We start from the raw sequence: 13127 nt of genomic DNA on the forward strand, positions 1-13127 counted from the left end.
TTGCTTGATGTTATTAGCAAGTTTATAAAGATAGATAGCGTCTTTTAGGGATATCGTAATATAAAAATACGCATTTAGCATATTAAAATAAAATAGGAATTACAGTAGATGAATATCAAGTCTAAACTTAAGATCGTATTATTTTTACAATTTTTTATTTGGGGCAGCTGGCTAATTACATTTGGTTCTTATATGATAAACGGGCTGCACTATACGGGTATGGAAGTTGCTGCGGTATATGGCACGATGGGCATTGCCTCGCTTTTCATGCCAAGTTTACTCGGTATTGTTGCCGATAAATGGCTGCCAGCTAATTATTTATATATCTTATGCCACTTAGTTAGTGCTATCACGCTATTTTTAGCCGCCTCAATTACCAGCCCAATAGTGATGGTATTTGTTATTTTGATTAATTCTTTTGCTTATATGCCAACAATTGCAATGTCTAATGCGATATCTTATTTTAGTCTTGAGTCTAACAAATACGATATTATTAATGATTTCCCAGGCATACGCATATTTGGTACTATCGGCTTTATTATTGCTATGTGGTTAGTGAGCTTATTAAAATTAGAGCTTAGTAATATACAATTATATATCGGCGCTATCGCGTCACTTATTCTTTGTATTTGTACCTTATCATTACCCAAAATGTCTATTACACGCCATACCCAAGGCAAACAAAGCGTTATTAGCTTACTTGGTTTAGATGCTTTTGTTTTATTTAAAGAGCCAAGAATGGCGATATTTTTCTTATTTTCGATTTTACTTGGCGCGGTGTTACAAGTCACCAATACATTTGGTAACCCCTTTTTACATGATTTTGCCTTAAATCCACAATTTAAAGATAGCTTTGTTGTTGAGTACCCATCGATTTTACTATCAATTTCACAAATTTCTGAAGTGGTGTTTATTTTATTTGTACCGTTTTTCCTAAAACGATTAGGGATCAAATATGTCATGTTAATTAGTATGATTGCATGGACTATTCGCTTTGGCTTATTTGCCTACGGTGACCCATCACCCATTGGTGTTGTATGGCTTTTCTTATCGATGATTGTCTATGGCTGTGCATTCGACTTTTTTAATATTTCGGGTTCTATTTATGTTGAAAAATCTGTTGAGCCTAAAATTCGTAATAGTGCTCAAGGATTATTTATGACCATGACGAATGGCCTTGGCGCTTATTTAGGTTCAATGGGCAGCGGATTAGTTGTCGACTATTTTACCTATAATAACGTTAAAGATTGGCCAAATATTTGGTTAGTATTTGCGCTTTATTCATTAGTCCTTGCAACTGTATTTATGTTGGTATTTAAAAATGATAAAAATGAATTTAATCATAGCTAATATAGCGAATTAAATTTATATGTTACTGGCTGTTATTTTAAAATCGGATTATTTAATACAGGATAGTTAGATGAAAAAATATAACCTAAAACTAAGCCTAATTATGTTGCTAGTGTCTGGCTCGATTAATGCTGCAACCGTTGATCTTCGTATTATTGAAACAAGCGATTTGCATGGCAACATAATCAATTTTGATTACTACCAAGATCAATATGTTGATACCTTTGGCTTAGTAAAAACGGCTAACTTGATTTATCAAGCCAAAAACGAAGTTAAAAATAGTGTGTTAGTTGATAATGGCGATCTGATCCAAGGTAGCCCGATGGCTGACTATGTTGTTAGCAAAGGCTTAAAAGATGAGATCCACCCAGTTTACAAAGTGATGAATAAACTGGGTTACACGGTGGGTAATCTTGGTAATCATGAGTTTAATTTTGGTTTGGATTATTTAAAAAAGAGCTTGTCTGGCGCTGCATTTCCTTATATTAATGCCAATATTTTTGATGCCAAAACCGGTGATCCCTATTTTAAGCAATATCTGATTGTTGATACGCCCGTTACTGATCGTGATGGCTTTGAGCAAATGATAAAAATTGGCTATATTGGCTTTGTCCCGCCACAAATTATGTTGTGGGATAAACTCAATCTTGATGGCAAAGTGAGTGTAAACGATATCACAAAAACTGCGCAGAAACTGGTACCGCAAATGAAAAAAGCAGGCGCTGATATTATTATTGCAATTGCGCATTCTGGCGTTTCATCTGAGCCTTATAAAGCCTTAGCTGAAAATTCGGTTTACTACTTAAGCCAAGTTAAGGGTATTGATGCGATTATGTTTGGTCATGCGCATGATGTTTTCCCAAGTGATAATTTTAAAGCATTGCCTAATGTCGATATTGAGCAAGGCACCATCAACGGCATTCCTGCTGTAATGCCAGGGCAGTGGGGTAGCCATTTAGGCCTTGTTGATCTTGTTGTTGAAGGCGAAAAATCAGCGTGGCACGTTACGTCGAGTAAAGCGTTTACACGCCCTATCTATGATAAAAAATCCCGTCAAGCGCTGGTGGATTCGGATCTAAAACTCGCCTTAATATTAGCTGATGATCACCAAAAAACTCGGGAATTTGTTGCTAAACCCATTGGTAAAGTATCAAACGATATAAATAGTTACTTAGCGCTCGTGCAAGATAATAGCGCATCGCAAATTATTAGTGGCGCACAAATTGATTATGTAAAGCGCTATATTCAAGGTGATCCAGATCTAGATGGCTTACCGGTTTTATCGGCTATTGCACCCTTTAAAGCTGGCGGGCGAAAAAACGATCCAACGGCTTACGTTGATGTTAGCAAAGGTGACTTAACATTTCGTAATGCGGCAGATATCTACTTATATCCCAATTTATTAACCGCCTTAAAGGTTAATGGTAGCAATATTAAAGAGTGGTTAGAATGCTCAGCCGGTTTTTATAACCAGATTGATACCAACAGTGCGTTGCCTCAATATTTAATCAATTGGGATGGTTTTAGAACTTATAATTTTGATACGATTGATGGCGTTGAGTACCAAATCGATGTTACCCAGCCACCTCGCTATGATGGTTCATGTCAGTTAATAAACCCTAACTCACAAAGGATAAAAAACTTAACCTATCAAGGTAAGGCAATTGATCCCAAAAAACCATTTATTATTGCAACCAATAATTATCGTGCTTATACCGGCAGTTTTCCAGGGACTGGCGAGCAAAATATTTTGTTTTCATCACCCGATGATTTAAGGGTCATTTTATCGGCTTATATTACCCGTAAAACCAAACAAGATGGCATGGTAAACGTGGTAAGCGATAACAATTGGGCAATTGCGCCAATTAATAGCGCAACCAAGTTAGATATCCGCTTTGAAACGTCACCAACGGATAAAGCAAAGATTTTTATCCAACAAAGTGCACATTATCCTATGACTTATATTACCACTGACGAGCAAGGATTTGATGTCTACAAAATTGATTTACAATCACAACCCAAATAATGCAGGAGTTTAATCGATGAAAATAGAAAAATTGATAGAATTAGCTAAAACGGCACGTTCCATGGCGTATATTCCTTATTCTAAATTTGCTGTTGGTGCGGTATTAGTTACTGAGGATGATGAAATTATTTTAGGTTGTAATATTGAAAATGCCTCTTATGGGCTATCTAATTGTGCTGAAAGAACGGCAATATTTAAGGCTGTTTCAGAAGGCAAAAAACGCTTTAAAAAGTTAGTCGTAATTGGTGATACCGATGGGCCAATAGCCCCTTGCGGTGCATGTCGGCAAGTGATTTGTGAATTTTGTGCTAAAGATATGCCCGTTATTTTAACCAATCTAAAGGGCGATATTTTAACAACAACCGTTGGCGAATTACTGCCTTGGGCATTTTCACCTAGCGATTTGGATTAAGCGATTTTATAAGGAAAAAAAATGAGAATTGTGGATATTATTGAAAAAAAACGTGATGGCGGTGAACTTTCAACTGATGAAATCGCGTTTTTTATCACCAACTATACCAATGGAACCATTCCTGACTATCAAGTTAGTGCATTATTAATGGCAATTTACTTTCAAGGCATGACATCAAAAGAGTGCGCTGATTTAACTACAGCAATGATCTATTCGGGTGATACGGTTGACCTATCGGCAATTAAAGGCATTAAAGTTGATAAACACTCAACTGGCGGGGTTGGCGATACCACAACCATTGTACTTGCGCCACTCGTCGCAGCCCTTGATGTACCTGTGGCTAAAATGTCAGGCAGAGGCCTTGGCCATACCGGGGGAACGAATGATAAATTTGAATCAATCCCCGGATTTAAAATTGAGTTAAGTAAAGACGACTTTATCAATCAAGTTAACACTCAAGGGGTTGCGGTAATTGGGCAATCAGGCAATTTAACGCCAGCTGATAAAAAATTATATGCACTGCGTGATGTAACGGGCACAGTAAATTCGATCCCCTTAATTGCCAGTTCAATAATGAGTAAAAAATTGGCGGCTGGCGCTGATGCCATTGTTTTAGATGTTAAAACTGGCGATGGCGCCTTTATGAAAAGTGACGAAGATGCCGAAAAACTAGCGCAAGAAATGGTGAATATCGGCAATAATATTGGCCGCCATACCATGGCAATTATTTCTGACATGTCACAACCATTAGGCTATGCAATTGGCAACGCGCTTGAAGTTAAAGAGGCGATTGATACCCTTAAAGGGCAAGGGCCGGCAGATTTAACGGAGCTTGTTTTAACGCTCGGTAGCCAAATGGTAGTATTAGGCGGTAAAGCCGCCACATTAGATGAAGCGAGAACTAAGTTACAAGAAGTGATTGCTAATGGTAAAGCGCTCGAAAAACTAAAAGTATTAATTAAAGCGCAGGGCGGCGACAGCTCAGTGGTTGATGAACCTGAAAAGCTGGCTAATGCGCCTTATCAAATTGAGTTACTTGCTAAACAATCAGGCTACGTAGCGAAAATTATTGCCGATAAAGTGGGGATTATTGCTATGCAACTTGGTGCGGGGCGCGGCACGAAAGATGATATTGTTGATCCCGCTGTTGGCATTGTGTTGCATAAAAAAGTCGGTGATAAAGTTATGCAAGGTGAAGCACTTTTAACCATTCATGCTAATACCAACCAGCTTGATGCAATAAAGCAAAGACTGTATCAATCAATTGAGATCGCAGCAACGGCTAAAGCGCCTAAGTTAATTCATAAAGTGATAACCCATTAATAAATTAGATCCTTGTTATCTAATGAGGGGTATTTTAAGCTTACTTACGCTATAACCTAAGGTAGGTCGAGGTATTAACCAAGATCTTGATTGCTACCTTAGTTAAATTGATGTTGAATAACATCTACACAATTAGCATCTAAATTGTTGTAGTTATTATAATAAGGGGTTAGTTATGCGCCATTTAATTTGTAAAAGCCGAGTATTATTTAGCGGCCGTGCGGCAATTATTCATTTAACGATATTAACGTTGTTAACTAGCGGCCAAGCAGCGGCCAGCGTTGAGCAATTACATTGGCAAAAAGATACCCCTTATCATATCACCATATTACATACCAATGACCACCATGGACGCTTTTGGCCTAATGCGATTGGCGAATATGGATTATCAGCCCAAAAAACATTGGTTGATGAAATTCGGCAAGAGGTTGCAGCAAAGGGGGGCGAGCTACTTTTATTATCGGGCGGCGATATTAATACTGGTGTACCCGAATCCGACACATTAAACGCCGAGCCTGATTTTAAAGGCATGAATATAATCGGTTATGATGCGATGGCGGTGGGTAATCATGAGTTTGATCATCAACTGCCAACGATTCGTAAGCAGCAATCATGGGTTGATTTCCCTTTTTTATCCGCCAATATCTATTTTACTGATAAAAATGAACGGGTTTTTAGCCCTTATAAAATATTTGATAAGCAAGGGATCAAAATTGCGGTTTTAGGTTTAACCACCAATGATACGATCTTTTTAGCCTCGCCGAAAAATACCAACGGTATCGAATTTCGTGAAACATTGCCCGAAGCAAAGAAAATTATTGCTGAAATAAAGTTAGCCGAAAATCCCGATATCATTATTGCAGTTACTCATATGGGGCATTATGTAAATGGCGAGCATGGTTCAATGGCACCGGGTGATGTCAGCTTAGCAAGGGGGCTTGCTAGTGGTGATTTAGATATGATTGTTGGCGGACATTCGCAAAATCCTGTTTGTATGGCTGGCACTAATGAGCGAATAAATGACTATATACCCGGCACGCCATGTGCGCCTGATCAGCAAAATGGCACATGGATTGTACAAGCTCATGAATGGGGAAAATACCTTGGCCGGGCTGATTTTGTTTTTCTAAATGGTAAATTAACCCTAGAAAATTATCAGCTTATTCCGATCAATTTAAAAAAAGAAGTTGATAATGGTAATGATACCAAGCGACTTGAATTTTACACTCAAGAAATTAAGCCAAATCTAGAAATGCAAGCATTTTTAACCCCTTATCAAGAAAAAGGCCAACAACAGCTATTAACTACAGTTGGTCAATTACAAGGGCGACTTGATGGCGAGCGAGATAAAGTTAGATACCAACAAACAAATTTAGGCCAATTGTTGTTAAGTGCTTTTATTGAAAAAACGGATGCTGATGCGGGCATTATGTCTGGCGGTATGATCAGAGATTCCTTGTTAGAAGGAAACATTTCCTATCGAGATATCTTAAAAGTAGAGCCCTTTGCTAATAATGTGGTGTATGTTGAATTAAGAGGCGTTGATTTGCTTGCTTATTTAACCGCTGCGGTGAACAAAAAACCCGGCGCTGGATCTTATGCGCATTTTCGTAATCTTACCTTAACGCTAAATGGCGATAAAATTGTTGCGGTAAAAGTAAAGGGTAAACCACTGGAATTAAATAAAAAGTACCGCATAGCGACGCTTGATTTTTTAGCCGCAGGCGGAGATGGTTACCCAATTATTAATAAATTATCATCGTTTGTTGATACCGGTTATCGTGACGCTGATGTGGTTAGGGAGTATGTTAAAAATCATTCACCAATTAATGCAAATGACTATAAACCAGAGCAATTTATTAGTAAGTAATTAGTTTTAAAAATAACAAATTATTTACGGGCTTATCCTATTTCATGAGGAAATAATATGGTAAATATGACAACTTTCCAGCAGCAGTGCTATCGCATTGTTACTGATAGCAATTTATCAGCTAAACAAAAAACCAATAACTTAGCACTACTTGCCGAAAATCATTTACCTTATGTTGAACTCGATAATCAAACCGAGCAGGCTTTAAGTGAAAGGGTGATTTGTGATATGTATGAAGGGCATGCACCTTATAAACCGCGCTATGTATTACCTGATTATAGCCTCTTTTTACAACAAGGTTCAACGTGGCTAGAATTAGAACCAGCACAAGATTTTGATGATGCATTAAATATGTTAACGATTATTTATCATCATGTTCCTTCCGTTACTGGCATGCCTGTCTACTTGGGCTGCCTTGATACACTGTTATTGCCTTATATCGGCAATCTTTCAGAAAACGATTTATATCAACGATTAAAGCGATTTTGGATTATGCTCGATCGCAATTTACCCGATGCTTTTATGCATGCCAACATTGGCCCTGCGGATAACATTATTTGTCGATTACTGTTACGTATTGATCAAGAGCTTAAACAAGTTGCCCCAAATCTTACCTTTTTTTATGATGATAACTTAACGCCAGAATCACTGCTTGCTTTAGCAATAGGCAGTATTTGTCAAACAGGTAAACCGCATATTGCCAACTATAACCTTATTGCTAACGATTTTGATGAAACTGGATTTGGCGTAGTAAGCTGTTATAACTCATTACCGATTGCAGGTGGTGGCAGTACGCTATCGCGCATCAATTTAAAAGAAGTTGCGCTGCGTAGTAAAGACAGTCATGATTTTTTAACCAATACATTGCCGCATTATTGTCAATTGCAGTTAAAACTTATTGAGGCTCGTTCAAAATTTTTATATGAAAAGTCTCATTTCTTTACTAATAGTTTTCTCGTTCATGAAAATTTAATTAAGCCAGATCGATTTGCACCAATGTTTGGTATTTTTGCTATGGCTGAAGCGGTCAATATTTTGCAAGAAAAAGCAAATTTAGCTGGCCGTTATGGCCAAGATGAACAAGCGCAAATACTTGCCTTAAAAATCACTGAGCAACTTGCTGATTTTGTTGCGCAACATAACGTAACTTATGGCTGGCATAATAAAGCCATGCTGCATGCTCAATCGGGCATTAGTTCTGATCATGGCTTAACACCTGGTGTAAGAATTCCTTATGGTGAGGAGCCAGATCCGGTTAACCATATTATGTCGGTATTTGCGCACCATAAATATTACCGTTCGGGGATCAGCGATATCTTGACTATTGATGAAACCATCAAAAATAATCAAACCGCACTATTAAAAATTTGTTTAGCGGCATTTAAATTAGGTATGCGTGAGTTTACCGCAAATGTAACTGGCAGCGATCTACTTCGAGTCACCGGTTACATGGTTAGGTTGTCTGATATTGCTAACTTTAAAGCGCAGGGCTCTCGAACTAATACCACTGTACTTGGTCATGAAGCCGCTGAAGATCGCAGCGGCTTTTTACATCGGCAACCTAGAGTGATTAGCCATGAGCAAAACATGGGCAATTATTAATAAAATTTTACCTTTTTCATGTGTTGATGGGCCGGGTAATCGGTTAGTTATTTTTTTGCAAGGGTGCAATTTTAACTGCTTAAATTGCCATAACCCTTATACCATAAGCTTATGTCAAAACTGTGGTGAATGTGTACACAATTGCCCACATTCAGCCTTATCTTTCGAGAATGGTAAAACAGTTTGGCAAGCAAATTTGTGTCAACAGTGTGATATCTGTATTAAAACCTGCGAAAATCAATCAACGCCGATGACCTATCGTTATAGTGTTGATGATATCTTAAGCGTAATTAGGAAATACCTGCCTTTTTTAACTGGCATCACATTAAGTGGTGGTGAGTCCACGCTACAACTGCCATTTATTCAACAATTATTCACACAAATAAAAAATGCGCCAGATTTGAATCAGTTAACGTGCTTAATTGACAGTAATGGTTATTTGGCAGTGCAGGGCTGGCAAAAAGTGGCGTCGGTGATGGACGGTGCAATGATTGATCTTAAAGCGTGGGATACTGCGCTACATAAATATTTAACAGGCCGAGATAATCAGCGAGTTAAAGATTCAATTCGTTATTTAGCAAGTATCAACCAGCTACATGAAGTGCGTTTGCTATTAATTCCACAGCAAAGTGATTTACACAATAAAGTCGCTGAAATTGCTGAATTTCTAAATTCATTGCCAGATAAGCCAAATATTCGCATTAATGCTTTTCACGCACACGGCGTCGTTGGGCTAGCAAAACATTGGCAAAGCGCAACGCAACAAGATGTTGAGCGCTTTGCCAGTGAATTACAAAAACAAGGACTCAATCAGATAACGTTGCCATCAGTTTATTTAGTATAAGTTGGCTATATTTTAGAGGTAGTTTACGATTTACATTTGATGACTTATATTGGATTTATTTAATGATTATCTCTGCATTTTTAAGTAATTTTTTCCAGCCATCGTAATTACAATCATCGGCTTGACTTTGAGGAGAGAATTTATCTATATATCCGATATATAGAGATTTCGCTACTTTTTTTATTTTAAACAGATCTTTTTTATTGTCGATAATTGTAACGCACAAAACCTGGCATTTATTTTTAGATTTTTTCCTAATAATTTCAGATAATTTTATTATCTCCGGCATTTCATTTGAATAAATACTTTTTATTACATAAACCATTTTTTTATTATGAAGATTGTGCAGGAAATTATTTTTTAAATACATAAATTTTTGGAATTCTTGATCGTATTTTTCTTTTACTAATTCATTTTCATCCAAGTATTCTGCTTTTTCATTAACTAAGTGATTATGTATAACTGAATGAAATCTAATATTATACAAATTATCAGTGACGGATGTGCGTGATTGTATGCTAGGCGACAAATTTTCATATAAAAAAACATCTTTAAATTCATTCGAAATTATATTACAAAGGTCTTTATAGTCATGAATAAAAGTCCATCTGAAAAAAGAAGATATCTCATTATTATTTTTTCTCAATACAAAACCAAATTCACAATTATAACCAAGGCTTTCAAATCTATTAAAAGGTATTGTTGAATCAAATGCAGAATGTTTTTTTCTAAATTTATTTTTTATCCAGTTACTAAAATTCATCTTTATAACCTAATTTTTTATAATGCTTAATACCAAGTTAGTGTCACATAAATAATTCACATAAACAACAAAATCAATCCCATTTTAAATACGACTATTTTAATCCGAATGTCTATGTCCGATCACTGACAGCATTATGTCAGTAATCGGGTATTTGTGATTAATAGGTTAATTTGAGGCGTTGGTTAAAGATAACTGACTAGCGGGATTATTTTTAACTCTAAATACTGCGTCGCAAGTAAGGTCGTTATTTAAAACCGCTTGTATCCAAATCGTATTATCATCAAGTCGTAATGCTGCCGTGATACAGCCTGTTTCGCGCCAGTTGCTATCGATTTGCTGCTCTAATGTATCGCCAGCATTAGGAAGCTGCTCACTTTGACCAACTAATAGATATAATGCGCGTTTATTAATGCCGCGATACTGCGCTCTTGCAACCATTTCTTGACCACAATAACAGCCTTTGTCAAAACTAATTGCGGCAAAATTTTGTAGATTGAAAGCTTGAGGTAAAAACTCATTACTAACAGGGCTATCAATTATTGGGTAATTGGCTTCTAAATCTAATAATGCCCACTGTTCACTAGGTAGTATTTTGCATTCGGTGATTAATGATAAATTAGTAATTTCGTTTTCACTAGCAATAACAATATAACGAACCGATGGAAAATCAATTTTTAAATAGCTGATATTATTTACTTCAACACAGTTTTGCTGATCATCAAACAAAGTGCTAATTTTCGCTAATTGATCCGCGCTACCGGCAATTGCCACCATCTGTAAATTGGTCTCGATATTGAGGGTCACTTTTGAAAATATTGCATACTTTTTAAGTTCTTTTAGCTGAGCCTCAACAACGCTTTTACGCAAAATATAGTAAATATCATCACCGCGTTTAAATAGCAGCATATTGCTCCAAACTTTACCCTTAGGATCGCACTGCGCGGCAAATAAAGATTGGTTATTTGTTAACTTAGTCATATCTGCAGTTAGTTGACCTTGTAAAAACTTACTATTATCTAAGCCCGATACTTTAACAAGTTGCCAGTCATTTAATAATATTTTACTTAACGGTAATGATTGTGATGTATGTAACATAAAATGACCCTTTAATATTTTTGTGTAATATAACATACAAGTCATCAGGAATTAAGACGATCGTGATTTCGATTGTAATAATGAGGTGCATTTTGTGATAGGGCACGCGAAATGATTACGAATAATGAGGTTAGACTTTATTTCATTGATTTGGTTATTTATTCTATGATTTATGCGCCATTCAATAATTAATAAACGGGCTTTAATGATGACTTATTTTGCAAAATTAGCAGGCTACGCCGATGCAGAAAAACAAAGCTTGATCTTAATTTAATGGTTTTTTAAACAAAAAAATCAGCTAAACTGACTGATAAGCTTTAGTTAATAACTTACATTATATTGGTAACAACATGTGGCGAACCGAGTTAATTAATTCAACCAAACAATACCTTATCATTACGATTTTTTATGGTTTATTTGTTGTGGCGTTAATGATTGCATTAGCCGATACCTATTTAGATTTTTTAAGCACTACTTGTGCGCTACTGTTAACATTTGAATGGTGGCGGGGATGTTGCTTTTGCAAAACCATTCGCCGGGAGTTGGCGATATTTTATGATATTAATGAGTTATATTTTGCTCGTCAGCGTTGGTTGATAGTTAAAAGGCCACTGTTTTTTCGTTGTGCAGTTGTTATCAATATTATCTCAAAACGAAATGGCGAATGGCGCATATTATGGCTAATGAATGATAGCTTTTCACGTCAAGATTGGCGAAGTTTAAACTATTATTTACGTCAATTTATTACCCTTTAAATTGACGTTATTGTCATAATTTACACTATAATTAGGTGTTACAACAAAAAAATAACGAAAAATATAGCTTGTTTAACCTCATGTACTTTTGGTATCTAGGCCAAGTTGGTAAAGTTGATTCTTTTTAAGTCCATAAACTTCTGCAACAATTGCTGCCGCTTTTTTTAACGGTAATTCTTGCTGTAATCGATTGAGTAATTTTATCGCAGCGGGATCGAGTTCTTCATCATTCGTTTTATGATAGCCTTCAAGAATCAAAACAAATTCACCTTTTTGGCGGTTTGGATCTTCTTTTAACCAAATAATTAGTTGGCTTATGGGCAGCTCAATAATCGTTTCCCACGATTTAGTTAGCTCTTTAGCTAAGACGATTGATTTATCTTCACCAAAAACGTCAAGCATATCGTTTAGGCTATCGATAATACGGTGCGTTGATTCATAAAAAACCACCGTGCGCGGCTCTTGCAATAACTTGGTTAAATAATCGATTCTCGCTTTACTTTTGGCCGGTAAAAAACCTTCATAACAAAATCGGTCAGTGGGTAAACCGCTTGCGCACAAGGCGGTAATTGCCGCGCAGGCACCTGGTATTGGCACAACTTTAATGCGTTCTTTTCGGCAGGCTTTAACCAAATGGTAACCAGGGTCGTTAATCAAAGGCGTACCCGCATCAGACACTAAGGCAATTGATGCACCTGATTTTAGTTTTTCAACTAACTGTTGTGCTTTTTGCTGCTCATTATGATCATGCAGGGGATACAGTTTTGCGTGTATGCCAAGGTGTTGTAATAATAATCCGCTATGGCGCGTATCTTCTGCTGCGATAAGGTCAACTTGCTTTAATGTATCGATGGCACGTAATGTGATATCACCTAAATTGCCAATGGGCGTGGCAACGATATAAAGTGTTGAAGGTTCAATAATAATAGATGATGTCATAATATGTCGTCATTTGGCCAATTTATTTACTGTCACAATTGAGAGTAAATAGCACAAAAAATAAGTTATTTGGGGCGATTATTATATACAATATTTCAATAAAATTAATTAAATATTCACTATGCTTAATTAAGAGTAAGTATTA

Annotated in this window: 11 protein-coding genes; 8 read left to right on the forward strand and 3 right to left on the reverse strand. The window is 36.6% G+C overall.

Annotation, left to right across the window (positions count from 1 at the left end):
• Positions 1–108 precede the first annotated feature (108 nt).
• The 7 genes from RHO14_06025 to RHO14_06055 all read left to right on the forward strand — a co-directional run bounded on the left by RHO14_06025 (position 109) and on the right by RHO14_06055 (position 9427).
• A complete protein-coding gene (locus tag RHO14_06025; GenBank protein WVD72357.1) occupies positions 109–1350 on the forward strand; it encodes a nucleoside permease in 1242 nt (413 codons plus the stop codon).
• A 70-nt stretch (positions 1351–1420) separates the two neighbouring features.
• Complete coding sequence (locus RHO14_06030; GenBank protein WVD72358.1) at positions 1421–3376, forward strand: bifunctional 2',3'-cyclic-nucleotide 2'-phosphodiesterase/3'-nucleotidase; 1956 nt, start codon at positions 1421–1423, stop codon at positions 3374–3376.
• A gap of 16 nt (positions 3377–3392) precedes the next feature.
• Positions 3393–3788: a cytidine deaminase gene (locus RHO14_06035; GenBank protein WVD72359.1), complete on the forward strand. Its 396-nt coding sequence runs from the start codon at positions 3393–3395 to the stop codon at positions 3786–3788.
• Positions 3789–3809: 21 nt separating this feature from the next.
• Positions 3810–5111, forward strand: a complete 1302-nt coding sequence (locus RHO14_06040) for a pyrimidine-nucleoside phosphorylase (protein ID WVD72360.1) — start codon at positions 3810–3812, stop codon at positions 5109–5111.
• A 175-nt stretch (positions 5112–5286) separates the two neighbouring features.
• A complete protein-coding gene (gene ushA, locus RHO14_06045) occupies positions 5287–6981 on the forward strand; it encodes a bifunctional UDP-sugar hydrolase/5'-nucleotidase UshA (protein WVD72361.1) in 1695 nt (564 codons plus the stop codon).
• A gap of 57 nt (positions 6982–7038) precedes the next feature.
• Positions 7039–8583 (forward strand): YjjI family glycine radical enzyme, encoded by a 1545-nt coding sequence (locus RHO14_06050; GenBank protein ID WVD72362.1) that lies wholly within the window; start codon positions 7039–7041, stop codon positions 8581–8583.
• Positions 8558–9427, forward strand: a complete 870-nt coding sequence (locus RHO14_06055) for a YjjW family glycine radical enzyme activase (GenBank protein ID WVD72363.1) — start codon at positions 8558–8560, stop codon at positions 9425–9427. The genes RHO14_06050 and RHO14_06055 overlap by 26 nt, the downstream gene beginning before the upstream one ends.
• Positions 9428–9482: 55 nt before the next feature.
• On the opposite strand, the gene RHO14_06060 is transcribed toward RHO14_06055, so the two are convergent.
• Together RHO14_06060 and ygfZ are read right to left on the reverse strand one after the other, a co-directional pair.
• On the reverse strand, positions 9483–10190 hold the full coding sequence (locus tag RHO14_06060) for a DUF1796 family putative cysteine peptidase (protein ID WVD72364.1): 708 nt from the start codon (positions 10188–10190) through the stop codon (positions 9483–9485).
• 168 nt (positions 10191–10358) lie between these two features.
• The gene (ygfZ, locus tag RHO14_06065; GenBank protein WVD72365.1) at positions 10359–11288 is read right to left on the reverse strand and encodes a tRNA-modifying protein YgfZ; all 930 of its coding nucleotides are present in this window, start codon (positions 11286–11288) and stop codon (positions 10359–10361) included.
• A gap of 350 nt (positions 11289–11638) precedes the next feature.
• Between ygfZ and RHO14_06070 the strand changes: the two genes are divergently transcribed.
• Positions 11639–12043 (forward strand): protein YgfX, encoded by a 405-nt coding sequence (locus RHO14_06070; GenBank protein ID WVD72366.1) that lies wholly within the window; start codon positions 11639–11641, stop codon positions 12041–12043.
• A gap of 78 nt (positions 12044–12121) precedes the next feature.
• On the opposite strand, the gene rsmI is transcribed toward RHO14_06070, so the two are convergent.
• Entirely contained in the window at positions 12122–12982 is an 861-nt protein-coding gene (rsmI, locus tag RHO14_06075) for a 16S rRNA (cytidine(1402)-2'-O)-methyltransferase (GenBank protein ID WVD72367.1), read from the reverse strand.
• Positions 12983–13127: the final 145 nt, after the last annotated feature.

It is taken from the genome of Orbaceae bacterium lpD04 (assembly GCA_036251935.1).
Classification (GTDB): Bacteria; Pseudomonadota; Gammaproteobacteria; order Enterobacterales; family Orbaceae; genus Orbus; species Orbus wheelerorum.

Bases quoted from the DNA above. Each gene is read 5' to 3' on its own strand.
- RHO14_06025 (WVD72357.1), top strand. From the start codon at position 109: ATGAATATCAAGTCTAAACTTAAGATCGTATTATTTTTACAATTTTTT.
- RHO14_06055 (WVD72363.1), top strand. From the start codon at position 8,558: ATGAGCAAAACATGGGCAATTATTAATAAAATTTTACCTTTTTCATGT.
- RHO14_06070 (WVD72366.1), top strand. From the start codon at position 11,639: ATGTGGCGAACCGAGTTAATTAATTCAACCAAACAATACCTTATCATT.
- ygfZ (WVD72365.1), bottom strand. From the start codon at position 11,288: ATGTTACATACATCACAATCATTACCGTTAAGTAAAATATTATTAAAT.
- RHO14_06030 (WVD72358.1), top strand. From the start codon at position 1,421: ATGAAAAAATATAACCTAAAACTAAGCCTAATTATGTTGCTAGTGTCT.
- RHO14_06050 (WVD72362.1), top strand. From the start codon at position 7,039: ATGGTAAATATGACAACTTTCCAGCAGCAGTGCTATCGCATTGTTACT.
- RHO14_06060 (WVD72364.1), bottom strand. From the start codon at position 10,190: ATGAATTTTAGTAACTGGATAAAAAATAAATTTAGAAAAAAACATTCT.
- rsmI (WVD72367.1), bottom strand. From the start codon at position 12,982: ATGACATCATCTATTATTATTGAACCTTCAACACTTTATATCGTTGCC.
- RHO14_06035 (WVD72359.1), top strand. From the start codon at position 3,393: ATGAAAATAGAAAAATTGATAGAATTAGCTAAAACGGCACGTTCCATG.
- RHO14_06040 (WVD72360.1), top strand. From the start codon at position 3,810: ATGAGAATTGTGGATATTATTGAAAAAAAACGTGATGGCGGTGAACTT.
- ushA (WVD72361.1), top strand. From the start codon at position 5,287: ATGCGCCATTTAATTTGTAAAAGCCGAGTATTATTTAGCGGCCGTGCG.